The organism is Glutamicibacter sp. AOP38-B1-38 (assembly GCF_052377485.1).
Taxonomy (GTDB): Bacteria; Actinomycetota; Actinomycetes; order Actinomycetales; family Micrococcaceae; genus Glutamicibacter.
On sequence record NZ_JBQSWU010000028.1, the window covers coordinates 26,871 to 40,994 of the forward strand.

At 59.6% G+C, this 14,124-nt stretch carries 15 protein-coding genes; 11 read left to right on the forward strand and 4 right to left on the reverse strand.

All coding sequences use genetic code 11. The annotated features are described in order from the left end of the window. Nucleotides 1–5: 5 nt before the first annotated feature. Complete coding sequence (locus tag ACT3TP_RS15205; RefSeq protein WP_096286271.1) at nt 6–1,061, reverse strand: DUF3039 domain-containing protein; 1,056 nt, start codon at nt 1,059–1,061, stop codon at nt 6–8. 193 nt (nt 1,062–1,254) lie between these two features. Between ACT3TP_RS15205 and ACT3TP_RS15210 the strand changes: the two genes are divergently transcribed. Continuing rightward, nucleotides 1,255–1,686, forward strand: a complete 432-nt coding sequence (locus ACT3TP_RS15210; RefSeq protein WP_096286273.1) for a helix-turn-helix domain-containing protein — start codon at nt 1,255–1,257, stop codon at nt 1,684–1,686. A 172-nt stretch (nt 1,687–1,858) separates the two neighbouring features. Here ACT3TP_RS15210 and ACT3TP_RS15215 read toward each other — a convergent pair whose 3' ends face one another. Next, entirely contained in the window at nt 1,859–3,034 is a 1,176-nt protein-coding gene (locus tag ACT3TP_RS15215) for an FAD-dependent oxidoreductase (RefSeq protein ID WP_096286335.1), read from the reverse strand. A 118-nt stretch (nt 3,035–3,152) separates the two neighbouring features. Between ACT3TP_RS15215 and ACT3TP_RS15220 the strand changes: the two genes are divergently transcribed. The 3 genes from ACT3TP_RS15220 to ACT3TP_RS15230 are packed head-to-tail and all read left to right on the forward strand — an operon-like array spanning nt 3,153 to nt 5,859. Then, entirely contained in the window at nt 3,153–3,896 is a 744-nt protein-coding gene (locus ACT3TP_RS15220) for a sulfite exporter TauE/SafE family protein (RefSeq protein ID WP_141393529.1), read from the forward strand. Nucleotides 3,897–3,939: 43 nt separating this feature from the next. After that, nucleotides 3,940–5,196: a hypothetical protein gene (locus ACT3TP_RS15225; protein WP_141393530.1), complete on the forward strand. Its 1,257-nt coding sequence runs from the start codon at nt 3,940–3,942 to the stop codon at nt 5,194–5,196. A 9-nt stretch (nt 5,197–5,205) separates the two neighbouring features. Then, nucleotides 5,206–5,859: a GOLPH3/VPS74 family protein gene (locus ACT3TP_RS15230; RefSeq protein WP_096286279.1), complete on the forward strand. Its 654-nt coding sequence runs from the start codon at nt 5,206–5,208 to the stop codon at nt 5,857–5,859. Between the two features lie 11 nt (nt 5,860–5,870). Here the strand turns inward: ACT3TP_RS15230 and ACT3TP_RS15235 are convergent, their stop codons facing one another. Further along, nucleotides 5,871–6,539, reverse strand: a complete 669-nt coding sequence (locus ACT3TP_RS15235) for a GntR family transcriptional regulator (RefSeq protein ID WP_444620915.1) — start codon at nt 6,537–6,539, stop codon at nt 5,871–5,873. 158 nt (nt 6,540–6,697) lie between these two features. Between ACT3TP_RS15235 and ACT3TP_RS15240 the strand changes: the two genes are divergently transcribed. The 7 genes from ACT3TP_RS15240 to ACT3TP_RS15270 all read left to right on the forward strand — a co-directional run bounded on the left by ACT3TP_RS15240 (nt 6,698) and on the right by ACT3TP_RS15270 (nt 13,414). After that, a complete protein-coding gene (locus ACT3TP_RS15240; RefSeq protein ID WP_444615617.1) occupies nt 6,698–7,819 on the forward strand; it encodes a type III polyketide synthase in 1,122 nt (373 codons plus the stop codon). Continuing rightward, nucleotides 7,816–8,529, forward strand: coding sequence for a methyltransferase domain-containing protein (locus ACT3TP_RS15245; RefSeq protein WP_096286285.1), 714 nt, complete (start codon nt 7,816–7,818; stop codon nt 8,527–8,529). Before ACT3TP_RS15240 ends, ACT3TP_RS15245 begins: the two co-directional genes overlap by 4 nt. Further along, nucleotides 8,522–9,649 carry an FAD-dependent oxidoreductase gene (locus ACT3TP_RS15250; RefSeq protein WP_176484173.1) on the forward strand — a complete coding sequence of 376 codons (1,128 nt, stop codon included), beginning with the start codon at nt 8,522–8,524 and terminating at the stop codon, nt 9,647–9,649. The genes ACT3TP_RS15245 and ACT3TP_RS15250 overlap by 8 nt, the downstream gene beginning before the upstream one ends. Before the next feature lie 115 nt (nt 9,650–9,764). Beyond that, complete coding sequence (rlmN, locus tag ACT3TP_RS15255; RefSeq protein WP_255248436.1) at nt 9,765–11,060, forward strand: 23S rRNA (adenine(2503)-C(2))-methyltransferase RlmN; 1,296 nt, start codon at nt 9,765–9,767, stop codon at nt 11,058–11,060. Between the two features lie 212 nt (nt 11,061–11,272). Continuing rightward, entirely contained in the window at nt 11,273–11,761 is a 489-nt protein-coding gene (locus tag ACT3TP_RS15260) for a carboxymuconolactone decarboxylase family protein (RefSeq protein WP_096286289.1), read from the forward strand. Then, nucleotides 11,758–12,945 (forward strand): pyridoxal phosphate-dependent aminotransferase, encoded by a 1,188-nt coding sequence (locus tag ACT3TP_RS15265; protein WP_096286291.1) that lies wholly within the window; start codon nt 11,758–11,760, stop codon nt 12,943–12,945. Before ACT3TP_RS15260 ends, ACT3TP_RS15265 begins: the two co-directional genes overlap by 4 nt. 196 nt (nt 12,946–13,141) lie before the next feature. Next, nucleotides 13,142–13,414: a DUF2695 domain-containing protein gene (locus ACT3TP_RS15270; RefSeq protein WP_444620924.1), complete on the forward strand. Its 273-nt coding sequence runs from the start codon at nt 13,142–13,144 to the stop codon at nt 13,412–13,414. Here ACT3TP_RS15270 and ACT3TP_RS15275 read toward each other — a convergent pair. Then, nucleotides 13,411–14,106, reverse strand: coding sequence for a DedA family protein (locus tag ACT3TP_RS15275; RefSeq protein WP_176484179.1), 696 nt, complete (start codon nt 14,104–14,106; stop codon nt 13,411–13,413). The genes ACT3TP_RS15270 and ACT3TP_RS15275 overlap by 4 nt on opposite strands. Nucleotides 14,107–14,124: the final 18 nt, after the last annotated feature.

Genomic DNA, 14,124 nt, shown 5'->3' on the forward strand with positions numbered 1-14,124 from the left:
AAAGACTATGTTGCGTAGGCTTCATATATTCTCTCGCAGTCCGGACAAATTTTCATATCTGATACGTCTTGCGATGGAACGAAGTTGAATCCGCAAATAGCTTGGCTGACTATTCCATAGACGTATGCGTCAGTGAGAATTCTCTGCCTAGCATAGTGCGCGTAGTGTGTGCGCGGCACTTCGGGTTTGTGCGTGTACGTGTCGATCGATGCGTTAGCTAAAGTTTCAGCAGCGAGGAGTTGTTGAATCTTCACTTCGGTGGTCTGAACAAGGTAGACCATATCTTTGCCGTTGTGTTCAATTATCTCCCAGTGTTCTTGAACTGGATCAATAAGACCAATCATGATGGGAACGACAACATCACGAAGCGTCGAGTCGGACCAATTTTTAGTATGGACGGTTAAAAATATGTCTGCGGGCAGCTCGTGTGGTGCCTGTTGATCTTCGACGCGTTCCACGTGGAAATCAACCACTAGCTCAGCGCCCTTGTGCGAGGGGTGGAGTGGGAGCGTAACTTCGACCTTATGATTTAAAGTAATCGACTTGCTGACTGAAGAGAGTATGGAAGCGGCGCAGCTGGCCTCCCAAGCTTTCTCCGTGGCATTTGCAACTTCAAGTTTTTGGAGTGTGTAGTCATCTGACGTCGGGTAAAGCGCTAAGAGAGCATGCCGTTTCATCAAATCTAGTTTTCGGTAAACGTTCGACTCGTCGCCTGCACGGCGAAGTCCAGCGAACAGTATCCACCATTGGGCATCCTGCTTGGGTTGAGTCACGAGTCCTCGCCATTGACCAGGTTTTAGCTCGCGCCAAGGAGTTGGCATTCCACAGGTAACTGCATGTTTGTAAACTATGTGCGAGTTGGCACATTCTGGATCACTTGTTGCCCAGTTTCCTGACTGGATAACGGGATGCTGGAGTTGGGAGAGTGGGCCGGCGTCTTTGAAGCGACCTTGTTTGACGGCTCTATATTGCTCCGGGTTTGCCCAATCATCTGGGGCCGATAGGCATTCATGCAGTACATACAGCGTTGGTCGAACCCCGACGAGTTGTGCATTCATCATGGCTTTATCCTACGTAGAGCGTCGAGTTTTGTTTAGTGACCATTTTGGTAATTCCAACGCCGAGTGTTGAGAGGCATTGTTCACAGCCGGTAGCTTCTCTCTTGCGGAAGCCGCGTTGGCCGAGATAAGCTAGTTTCAGTTGAGTCACTTGTGCTACCTAAGTTAGTTAGTATGGAATTCTGAAGGGCACGAAATGTCACTTATTGAGCTACCTCTAGCACCAAAAGACAAGACTCAAGATGTTCGTGCCGTTTTAGAGACTCTTGCCGATAACGAATTAGCTGACATGCTGATGCAGGTAGTTGGTCTTGTTGAAGAGGGCAAGAGCCTTGTCGTCAGGCGATCGCCTGACGCGGAGGTCTCTCCGAAAGAAGCATCTGAAATGGTGAACATGAGTCGAACTTTTATATGCCGCTTATTGGACCAGGGGGTCATCCCTGAACAACCACGGGTTGGTACACATAGAAGAATCCTCGTAAGTGATTTGGAGGAATTCATGAAAAACCGTGGCCGCGCATCACGCCATTTCGCTAAGTCGTTGGCGCATGCAGAGGATTCCAAAGCGCAACTTGTGCGCGACATTGCTGGGGTTTCCCGTGAGGAAGCTAGTAAGTTTGGCTATTAGTTCTATGACGTATTAGACGACGAAAATGATCTATTGGTATCGCTAGGAGAACTAGCGCCAATGCTGGTGTTTTGGTGAATCCGAACGAATCGGATTCACCAAAACGCGTTTAATGGGCCAACAGCGCGTTTGGCTGCAATACCCAGCAGCAGCCGGACCCCTGACAGGAGAGCTAGTCCAGCCCGACCTGACGGCGCCGCTCCAGAAATACAGGACGGGTGATCCTGCGGTTCGCGGCGAAAATCGGCTCGGTGCTGCAGGCTCCGGTGGCCAGATCGGCCAGATGCTCGCCGATGGCCGGCACAAACTTAAACCCATGCCCGCTAAATCCAGCACCCACGGTGATCGGTCCGAAACGGTCCAAAATGAAGTTCTCGTCTTCGGTATTGGAATAGGTGCAGGAGACCGTCTCAAAACGTTCGGGGTCAACACCAGGCAACCAGCGTGCGGCATAAGCCTGCAACGCCCGAATTTGTTCGTCCACGAGCTCATGCGGGCGGGCATTCGGGTCAACTATGCGGCCCGAGCCGTGCCAGCCGACCTTGATTCCCTCGCCCGGAGTGTGCATTCCATAAATCGGGCCGTAGACCGGGGAACCGGTATCACGTGCGGGGTCCAAGCAGTGATTGAACCCGGGCCACCGAGCAGGAAGCGGGGTTTGCGTGAAATGAACCGGGTGCTCTTCGGTGACATGGATCCGTGGAAGGCTGATGGCTTCCCCGAGGAGCGACCGGCTCCATGCCCCGGCGGCCACGATGACATGGCGTGCTCGCAGGGTTGTGCTCCCCGCAGGCTCCTCCAGCTGGATGCTGACAAGTTCCTCGGAGATCACTTCCAGGGCCGACACACGCCGATTGTGGTGAATCGCGGCCCCGGAGTTCAGCGCCAGGCGTTGCAGCGTCGAAACGGCAAGATCGGCATTGATCTGGGCTCCTGCGGGAATATACAGAGCCTCGGTCTCAAATTTCATCCCGGCAAAACGTTCTTCGGCTTCTGCCATGCTCAGGGACTCGCAGTCGAATCCGGCCGCGCCGAGACTGCGTTGGATCCGGCGTTGCCCGACTGGATCGCCGTGGTTCACCAACCCGGTGCGGTTCAGCAGCTTGGTGCCACCGGACAGGGCAACCTCGTCCCACAGGAGGTTCGCGCGTTGCAGCAACCGCACATAGGGGGCTTCCGCGTAGGCCGGATTGAAGTTGCGGGTCGCCCCATGCGAGGCACCGTGCAGATGGCCCGGCGCATATTGCTCGACCATGAGCACTTCGCGGCCGCGTGCGGCTAATGCGTGGGCGGCGGCCGAGCCCATGGCTCCGCCGCCAATGATCAGATAATCAACGTCGATACTCACGAGACCAGCGTAGAACGAGGCAGCGCGGAATTCGTATTCTGAGGTCGCGCCCGGGTGCACTAACGTAAAGCAATAGGGCGCGACTGCGTTCGGCGCAGGAACTGGAAGGCAGCAACTATTGGATACGCTACAACTCGGCGCATTGCTCGGATTGTCCGCGGCCGTTTTTGTGGGGGCTTCTACACAGCGAATCTCCGGAATGGGATTCGCGCTGGTTGCTTCACCATTTCTGGTGATGGTTCTCGGGCCTCACCACGGGGTCATGGTGGTCAACTTCCTCGGAGCCTGCAGCAGCTTTTTGATTCTGATCCAGGTATTCAGGGACGTTGAGTATAAGAAGATCTTGCTGATGCTCATTCCTGCGGTCATCATGACTCTTCCCGGCGCCTGGGTTGCCGCGCGTTTGGGCGGCCCGTGGCTCACCATCGGGATTGCCTTGATGGTCATCCTTGCCCTGGGCTCGAGCTTCCTGGTGCGCAATCTTCGTACCGCGCAAAGCAAGGGGCTGGCAATCGGGGCAGGTGCCGTTTCCGGATTCATGTCTGTTACCGCCGGAGTGTCAGGTCCGGCCATTGCTGGGTACGCGGTGGCCAGCCGTTGGCCGCAGGCGAAATTCGCCATTTCGGTGCAACTGTACTTCTTTGTTCTGGCCGTCGCTTCGCTGCTGGCCAAGGGCGGAGTTCCCGAACTACATTGGACGCAGTGGGTGAGCTGCCTGATGGCGATGGTTGGGGGAATACTGCTGGGCAACTTCCTCGCTCCCAAGATTCCGGAGAGGTTTAGCCGCTTGTTCGTTATTCTCGTCGCGTTTGCCGGGGCCGTGACGCTGCTGGTCAACGGGCTAACCCAGGCGCTGGCGTAGGCAGAAACTGGCTAAAAAGTCTATCAGTGAGATAATTGCTACCGTGCGGACCGATCAGAGCATTCAAAACCATGGCAAACCGGCCACAGAACTAGACGTTGAACGGCAGGCATTGTGGGCAGGCTTTATCTGTTCAATCCTAGGATTAATAGTCGGGCTCATCCTGTTCGCAGGTAATCGCCCGGCTCTGGCCGGTGGGCTATCCGTAGGTGCCGTCGCCGCTTCAACCGGAGCGGTGGCAGCAGCACTGGCCAGTGCGGTGGCCTTTCGGCGGTTGCTGCTATCACGCGAGCCGTGGCTCGGGCGGATCCCCAGGTGGCGTCAGGCAGTCGCCCTGAGTGGGCTGGTTTTAGTCCATGCAGCGAGCACGGTGATGATCTTGATGGTGGCTTTCCACCTGATGCAGCAGGCGTTTTTTGGACTGCGCGTGGATATGCTTGCCGGCTCCTTGCTTGTCAGCGGCGCGACGGGGGTCAGCGCCTATCTGTGCTTGGTTGCCACGGCTCGGACAAATGCCGAAACTCTGTCGGTGGTTCTGGGTATCTTCATGGCCTCGGGAGTCGTCATCAGCATGCTGCTCGCCGAGGACCGAGGCTGGTGGCAGTCGATGTTCTCTTCCCTCGGTACCTATGACGCGGGGATTGGTTCCTTCTGGACATTCAACACGACGTTGGTGGTCTCCGGGCTCGTGCTGATGGCCTTTACCGAATTTATGACCAGAGATCTTGCAAAGCTCTCACGGACCTATAGGTGCCGCCCGAGCTTGGAGAAATACCGGATTGCAAAGCATCTGCGCCCGCGTCCCGGCGTTGTCCGCTGGTGCCTTTTGGCGGTGGCCCTTGGTGTTATTTTGATCGGGGTAGTTCCGGTAAATGTTGCCCCCGAGGTGCATGCTGCTTTTGTCCGGTTGGCGGCGGCCGGGATGATGCTGCTCCTGACGGGGACCACGGTGCTTCTTCCGGGATATCCGGTGGTTTTCCATCTGATGTCGCTGACGGCACTAGGAGCTTTATGGCTGGCCTTCTTGCTGTGGCAGGAATGGAACTACTACAACCTCACCGGATTTGAACTTGCCGTGGTCGCAATTCTCTTCACCTGGATCTCGGTGTTCATCCGAACAACTTCGGCATTGATCCACGACAAGCAACAGCAACTTCGCAAGGAAAAGCGGACGCGCAGGCGTGCGCAGCGTGAACAGCTGGCCGGTGCGCAAGATCCGGCGGCCGCAAATATCGATCCGCATTCAAGCCACGGCGAAATCCGCCGTAATGGGGAGGACGCAGGTTTCCAGAGTCGATAGCCTTGAAATATGTTGATCTCCGAAAAGCTGTATTTGCTACTGACCAAGGACGACGGCCGCCCAGAGACGGTGATGAGCTCCTATGGGTACGGAATGAACGCCGCGGTCATTGCTGACCTGATCTTGGGTGGACGAGTAGGCCTTACCGAAGACTCGAATCCGCGCATCACCATCATCGGAGCGGGGCCGATCGGGGACCCGGTATTGGCGCACTCCCTGGAAAAGCTCGAGGGCAAAGACGGCACAAGCCTGGATTCGGCCGTTGCGATCAACCGACTGTGCAATATTCGCCTAGTGACGGATTCTTTAGCCAAGCAAGGACTTGTGGAACACGGGGAACGCAGCTTCTTTGGTCTGGGCAAGGGGAATGTGAAAGTACTGAACGGGCAACTGGAACGCCAATTCCGTTTCGGGCTGCGGTCGGTGCTTCAGGGGCAGCGGGAGGCCGAAACCCACGAGGCAACGCTGCTATCCATCTTGCAAGGCATGGGCGTAGTGCCTAATGTCCTAGCCGAGGAGATCGAACCGCTGAGCGCTGCAGAGTCCAAGCATCGGATCAAGGAAGTCGCCACGGACTCCCGCGCCGGGGACGCGGTTCGCAAAGCAGTGGCAACGATGAACAGCGCGGTCGCCACGACCACCATCCTTCCGGGGTCTCGCTGAGAAGCTTGCAGCTATGCGGGCTGCTCGACTAAACCGGCTTGCATCACGACGTCAACCGTGGCCTGGAAGTGCTTGCGCAGCAGCGCGCCGAGTTTCTGCGCATCGCGAGCAAGGGCCGCATCGAGAATATCTGCGTGCTCCTGCTCGACATCGCGCGCCACCGCCACTTGTGACGGCGCGGCCCACCGGCGATAGAGCTCCGTGAAATTTGCCAAGTCGGTGGAGAGCTTCAGCATCGGTTGGCACTCGCACGGAGCCAAAAGCTGATGATGAAATTCGCGGTGCGCAGCCGACCAGAGTGGGTTCACCCGATCCGGATCTTCGGGTAGACGGCGTGGGGTTCGTGAAAGTTTATGGTGCGCGGCGATGAGCCCGGATTCCCAGGCTACGGTTCCACGTTCCACGGCCAGCCGTGCCGCGAGCGCCTCGGTGGCGCAGCGAAGCTCGGTAATGTCTGCCAATTCTCCAAGGTTGAGATCTGGAACAAAAAATCCGCGATTGGGGCGGATGGCAACAAGGTTTTCACCGGCTAAACGGGTCAAGGACTCGCGAATGACGGTGGTGCTGGTGCTGAATTGCTCGGCTAACGTGGTGGGCTGCAAGCGATCTCCCGGTGACCAGAAGCCGTCCAGAATGGTGCGGCGAATTCCTTCGAGCGAATGCATAGATGCCTTTGCCACGCGGGCCTCTTTCTTATTGGTGAAACCTTGAGCGCAAAATCCAAGATAATCATATTATGTCCGACTACTCAGAGTATTGAGCGATTTCATTTCTTCGTGTTCGTCCTGTGTTTCGCTGCACCCTTTACGTAGCGTGGCGGTAGGCCTAGGCTCGGCTCATGCCAGTGATGCTGCGTACTATCCAGACCGCCGTACCAGAAACGCTCCTTCGCCAGGATGAAGTCCGTGATGTCTTTGCACTGCAACCGGGGCTGTCCCGGTTGGGTCAGCGGCTGATCGCCACCTCCTTCGATTCCTCGGCGATCAACACCCGCTACAGTTGCGTCAAAGACTTCGATGCCCACCACCCGCCGGCCAGCGCGTTGTTCTACGACGCGGGCACGCAGCAACTGCACTCTCCGAGCACCGCCACCCGCAACCGCGAATATGCCGCCCACGCCCCGGCACTCTTTATCGGAGCCGCGCAGAAAGCCCTGGACGACTGCCCGGATCTGACACCTGCGGACATCACCCACGTCATTACGGTCTCCTGCACCGGTTTTTATAACCCAGGACCGGACTACCAGATTGTGCGCGCGCTGGGTCTGAAGCCCAATACCGTGCGGCACCATCTGGGCTTTATGGGTTGCTATGCGGCTTTCCCTGCACTTCGTGCGGCTAGGGATTTTTGCCTCGCGGATCCGCAAGCAACGGTGCTGGTGGCCTGCGCGGAACTTTGCACCCTGCATGTGCACAGCTCGAACGACCCGGACACCATCATGGGTTCTGCGCTCTTTGCCGACGGAGCCGCGGCGGCAATCGTCACCGCACACGGCGATAGCGGATTGAGCATGGACGCCTTTGAAACGGTGCTCACCCCGGTCGGCGAGGAGGCCATGGCATGGAATATCGGGGACGAAGGCTTTGAGATGGTGCTCGGAACCTATGTTCCGCACATCATTGATGAGCATATTAGCGGCGCCTTGGAACCGCTCTTCGCGAAGGCTTCCATCCCGGAAACGACCTTCGCCCAGATCAAGCATTGGGGGATACACCCCGGTGGCCGAGCGATCCTGGACCGCGTCCAGAATCGCCTCGAACTCAGTGATGCCCAATTAGCCCCTGCCCGAAAGGTCTTGGCCGAATACGGAAACATGTCCAGCGCGACGGTCCTGTTCGTGCTCAAGGAAATCATGGATGATCGGCAAGCCAGCTCGGGCGAACGCGTCTGCGCCATGGCTTTCGGTCCCGGACTGACCGTGGAAACCGGGCTCTTCACCCTGCACGGGACGGCTGAATGACGGGTCTGCGGCGCAGCATCGGAGCCAGCGAGGAAATGGATCGACCGGATTGCGACCCTGCATTGCTACGCCGGACCTACGCGCAGTTTCCGCTGGTAAATCGGGTTGTCGCCGGATGGCGCGGAAACTACGCGCGCTTCATCCGTCCCGTGCTGCGCCGCCGGCCCGGAACAAGAATTCTGGATGTGGGCTGCGGGGGCGGCGACATCGCAATGAATCTGGCCCGCTGGGCGCTCGCCGATGGGTTTTCGACTCAGATTCTCGGGATAGATCCGGATCCGCGCGCCATCGACTACGCCCGCCGGGCTCTGCGCCAGGCGGCTCTGCCGGAGGGCGTGGTGCAATTCCGTGAGACTACCAGTGTGCTGCTTGCCGCCGCCGGGGCGCAGTTTGACGTGGTGCTCTCCAACCACCTGCTGCACCACCTGGAAGCGGGCGAATTGCAGCAGCTGCAGGTGGACACCGAGCGGCTGTGCGCCGGGATCGGCCTGCATAGCGATATTCGCCGCGCCAGAGCGGCATTGCTGTTGTTCGGCACGGCAACGCTGCCGTTGGCCGGTACCTCGCTGATCCGCCGCGACGGGCTGGTCTCCATCCGGCGCAGCTACACGCCAGCGGAACTGGCTGCTTTGGCCAGGTCTGGCTGGGAGGTGCAAGCACAACGGACTTACCGCAATGTGCTGCTCTGGAAGTCAACCGGCAGTGGATGAGGTAGCGATCATCGGAGCCGGGCCGGTGGGATTGACCCTGGCGATCCTGTTGGCCCAACGAGGACGGAAAGCCACGGTATACGAGAAGCGAACCGAACTAGCCGGGCATTCACGAGCGATCGGCCTGCATCCGCCGGCCCAGCAGATCCTTGAACTGGCGGGGGTAGGCCCGCAGGCGCAGGAATGCGGAGTCCCGATCCGCCGCGGCATCGGAGTTTCGGCGGGCCGCATCATTGGCATCATGGACTTCGCGGTGATCGGCGGGGGCTACCCCTACGTCTTGTCATTGCCCCAACAGGTCACCGAGACGCTGCTGCGCGAACGCTTGGCGGAGCTTGCTCCGGGCACACTGGTCTCCGGGGCCGAGTTCACCGGCCTTCGGTCGCAGTCGCCGGACGGGGTGGAATTCACCGCCGGCGGTACCTCGCACCGAGCCCGATGGCTGGTCGCAGCCGACGGAGTGAACTCGTCGGTGCGCAGGAGCCTGGCAGTGCCATTCGGCGGCAGAGCTTTGCCCGACGCCTACCTGATGGGAGATTTTCCGGATACCACGCAGCTGACCCACACCGCCGCCCTGTTTTTGCACCCGGCGGGGATAGTGGAATCTTTCCCCTTGCCTGGTTCCCTGCGTCGTTGGGTCCTGCGTGTGGACGGCCAGAGCTCCGGCAGCTCGGCCGCCGACGTGGTTGATGCCCTCTGCCAGCGGGTGGGATTTGTGCTTGACGCCGCGAGCTGCACCATGCACAGCCGGTTCGCTACCGCCAACCGGCAGGTTGCCTCGATGGTCCATGGGCGGGTGGTATTGCTCGGGGATGCCGCGCACCAGATCAGTCCCATTGGGGGACAGGGACTCAGCCTGGGATTTGCCGACGCGCTGGAGCTGGCTGGGCGGTTGGCTTCCAATGCATCCTTGGCCGGTTTCTCCGAAACCCGATTGCAGGCCGCGCGCAAGGCGGGTTCGCGCGCGCAGCTGAATATGATGCTGGGCCGGCCGTTGCCATGGTGGCTGGCATCGGGGCGCGATGCCCTGATTTCACGCCTGGCAGCGAGCCAACGCCTCCATGACGGTGCAGCCCGCAGCTTTACGATGACCCCTCGTGGAGGTCCGGGAAGCAGCTGATGTCCAGCAGAGGGCCGCTGGTTCTCTCCGAGGTGGAGGGCGCTGGAGGCCTCGGTGCCATGCGTGCCCAAACTCACCGCCAACTTCCAGTGGATACGTGAAACAATAGGTAGTAATGACTTCCAGCGACTCCACCACACTTTCCGCCGTTGAACGCAAGGCCCTGCGCACCGAGCAGGCCGCTGCCCAGCGCGCCCAGCAGCTGCGCATCTCCAAGTCCCGAGCCGAGGCCGAAGGCCGCGCCCAGGTCGTGCCAACGGCCGAAGGATGGAAACAGGAGATGGGCGCCGATGGCCGTCCAGAACTGCAGTTCGCCACCAAGCGCCGCGTCGCCCAGCCGCCAACGCACCTGGCGGACCTGAGCCTTGCCGAACGCCAAGCGAAGCTGAAGGAACTAGGCCTTCCGGCCTTCCGCGCCAAGCAGCTTTCGACGCACTACTTCACGCACTACACCACCGACCCGGAGAAGATGAGCGATCTTCCCAAGGAGCGCCGTGCGGAACTGGCCGAGGCCATGTTCCCGAAGCTGCTCACCGAGGTCAAGCGACTGACCACCGATGACGGCAAGACCATCAAGTTCCTCTGGCGCCTGTTCGACGGTTCGCTGGTCGAGTCCGTGCTCATGCGCTACCCGGGCCGCATCACCCTATGCATCTCTTCGCAGTGCGGCTGCGGCATGAACTGCCCATTCTGCGCCACCGGACAGGCGGGGCTGACCCGCAACATGTCCACCGCGGAAATCCTGGACCAGATTGTCCAGGCGAACCGGGTGATCGCCGAAGGCGGCCTCGGTGGCCAGAAGCATCCGGACGAACGCGTGGGCAACATCGTGTTCATGGGCATGGGCGAGCCGCTGGCGAACTACAAGCGCGTGATGAACGCGGTGCACCGCATGGTTGCCGACGCCCCCGAAGGCCTGGGCATGAGCGCCCGCGGCATCACCATTTCCACCGTGGGTCTGGTGCCTGCCATCCGCAAGCTGACCGAAGAGAATGTGCCGGTCACCTTCGCGCTGTCGCTGCATGCCCCGGACGATGAGCTGCGCGATGAGCTGATCCCGGTGAACTCACGCTGGAAGGTCGACGAGGCGCTGGACGCCGCGTTTGACTACTATGTGAAGACCGGACGCCGCGTCTCCATCGAGTACGCGCTGATCAAGGACATGAACGACCATGAGTGGCGTGCCGAGCTGCTGGCGAAGAAGCTCAACGCCCGCGGTCGCGGCTGGGTCCATGTGAATCCGATTCCATTAAATCCGGTACCGGGCTCCATCTGGACCCGCAGCGAGAAGGACATCACCAGCAAGTTCGTGCGCCGCCTGGACAGCCTCGGCGTACCCACCACGCTGCGCGATACGCGCGGCAAAGAAATCGACGGCGCCTGCGGGCAGCTCGCAGCCGACGAAGACTAAACATCTGTGACTAGGGCCTTTGCTTCACGTGAAACACGTGGAGCAAGGGCCCTTTTCGCGTTTAGGGGTGCCGGCAATCTGGCGCGCGGCCTGTCCGGAGACGCTATTTCTGGGTTCGCCGGTCGGGGCGGGCTCCGCGAACACCGGCAGCCGCCAAGACACAGGCGCCGGCTCAGCAAGAGCAACCGCGGCCAAACCGGTAGGGTTCAGATATGGCCGTTTCAGACCCACTCTTTTTAGACAAGACCAATCCCGAGTTGTGGAACTCCATGGGGAAGTTCTCCAACCAGCTTGCCAAGACCTACCGGGCAGCCGGCATCAGCGACCGGACAGCCGAACTGATCAACCTTCGGGTCTCGCAGATCAACGGCTGCGCCTACTGCCTCGACATGCACACGCGCAAGGCGCTGGAAGCCGGAGAGCGCATGCAGCGCATCGTATTGCTCAGCACGTGGGATGAATGCGGCGGACAGTTTGACGAGCTCGAATGCGCGGCCCTTGCCATCGCCGAGGCTGCCACGGATCTGCCCTGCCCGGAGGAACGCATCGCCGCCGTAGCTTCGGCGCGACTGCTGCTCACCGATGAACAGGTTGCCGCGATCCAGTGGATCGCGATTTCGATGAACGCTTTTAATAGAATTTCCATTCTGTCCCGCCACCCGGTCAAGGAACGGGCGCTTGGAGCGGAGAACGCCCAGTGAAGGTATCTGCTCGCGGACAGGTGCCGCCCTTTGAAGTAATGCAGATTGTTGATTCGGTGGCCACCATGCGCACCGCCGGACATGATGTGATCTCGCTCTGCGTCGGCGAACCCGGTGGCGGGGCACCGGCCGCGGTTAATGAATTGGCTTCGAAGCTCCACGCCGAACATGCGGATTTCGGGTACACCTCCACCACTGGCTTAGCCGCAACAAGGCAGGTGCTAGCCGAGCACTACCGCCTGACCTACGGGATAGAGATTCCCGCGAGGAACTTCGTCATGACTGCAGGTTCCTCGGGCGCATTCCAGCTCGCGTTCTTGGCGGCCTTTGATCAGGGAGATATCGTCGCATTGGCGCGGCCTGGGTACCCGGCCTACGCAAATATTCTGCAAGCCCTTGGGCTGCAAGTTGTTGACCTGCCCACCGGACCCGAGCAGCGTTTCCAGCCGACGGTGGAACTTCTCGAGGCGGCGAAGGCGCAACACGGACGCCTCGACGGGCTGGTGATAGCTTCGCCGAACAACCCCACCGGAACCATGTTCAGCGCCGAGGAGCTTGAACGCCTCGCCTGCTGGTGCGAAGCAAACGGAGTGCGGCTGATCAGTGACGAGATCTATCACGGAATCGAGTTTGTGCCCGAACGCAGGGGCCATACCTCCTGGGAATACTCCCAGACAAGCATTGTCGTTTCGTCATTTTCCAAATACTGGGGAATGACCGGCTGGCGTTTGGGTTGGATGATCGTCCCCGACGACATGCTCGCCGTGGTGGATGGCTTAGCCTCCAACCTTGCCCTATGCGCGCCGGCGCCCGCGCAACGCGCCGTGCTGGCCGCCTTCGAACCAGCGAGTCTGGAAGAAGCCGAGGGCCGGGTAACCGAATTCGCTCGCACCCGGGAGTTGGTGCTCGGCAGCATAGAGAAGCTTGGCATCTCGCAGGCTGCCCCTGCCGATGGCGCATTCTATCTCTACGGAAAACTGCGCCCGGCGGTGCTCGAAAAGTTTGGTTCGGCCACCGGGTTCTGTGCCGCGGTCTTGGAAGAAACTCATGTGGCGCTGACCCCCGGCGGGGACTTCGACCCATTTGAGGGGCATCTGTTTATCCGGCTTTCTTTCGCTGCGGGCTACCATCGTGTCGCCGAAGCGCTGGACCGAATCGATGTATTCCTGAAGAGGAATATTTAGCATAGGGAGTTTATGCACAGTTCGCCGTTGCGGAGCTATGCGTTGAACAAGCCTGCCCGAAGCTGGGATGAAGCAAAGTCCACCACCCAGCTTGGAGTCCACCATGCGCGATCTTCCGCTACCCGTCGAACACGAATGCCTTGCCTGCTACCTCTATCGGGTAGCCGAGGACGTGCCCTGCGAAGGTTCGCTTCGCATGCTCAAATGTTACCGAGACCATGCGGCACCCCGGGCCACCGCGCTGGAACGCAAGATCAAGCTGCTCGGCGGATACTGCGATTGCGAGGTTCTCATGAACGCACTGCGGCCGGCTACCACCGAGGCTGTCAGAGCCATGGACCATGGAGCCGATTTGGTCTGCAAAGGGGTACGCCGCGGCTGTATTCAACCCTGCGAGCAGTGGTTGATACGCCGCGGCGTGCAATGGGCTGGCGGACAATTCCGCAGCCGGGGTGCCAAAAGTTCTTAGTCTTCGATCGCGTCGGACCGATTCGCAGCCTTCTTCTTGGACGCCATACGGGCCTTGAGAAGTTCCACGAAGATCGGGATGACCGAAATCAGCACGATCAAGATGAAGATGATGTCTACGTTTTCTTCGATCCAGCTAATCTGGCCCAACCAGTAGCCCAGCAGGGTTACGCCAACGCCCCAGAGCAGCGCGCCGGCAAGATTGTAGAAAACGAAGGTCTTGTGGTTCATTTTGGCGACGCCGGCAATCACCGGAACGAAGGTGCGAACCACCGGGACGAAGCGTGCAAGAATCACCGCGCGCCCACCGAATCTCTCGAAGAATTCGTGGGCACGTTCCACGTTTGCCTGGGAGAAGAAACGAGAATCGGGCTTCTTGAAGATCGCGGGGCCAGATTTTTTACCGATGATGTAGCCCGTTTGGTCTCCGGCGAAGGCGCAAACGAAGATTGCGAGGGCAAAAAGCCACAGCGAGATATCCAGGGTTCCCGAAGCGATCAACAGCCCCACGGTAAAGAGCATTGAATCCCCTGGCAGGAAGAACCCGACAAGCAGTCCGGTCTCTGCAAAGACGATGCCGCACACCAGCAGCATGACCCATGGGCCCAAGGCTGGGTCGCGGAGGAAGACGTTGGGGTTCAACCAGTCGGGGAGAAACGCAGCTCCCATGGTTGGTGTCCCGAACTCGGTCATAAGCGAGAGGAAAGGAGA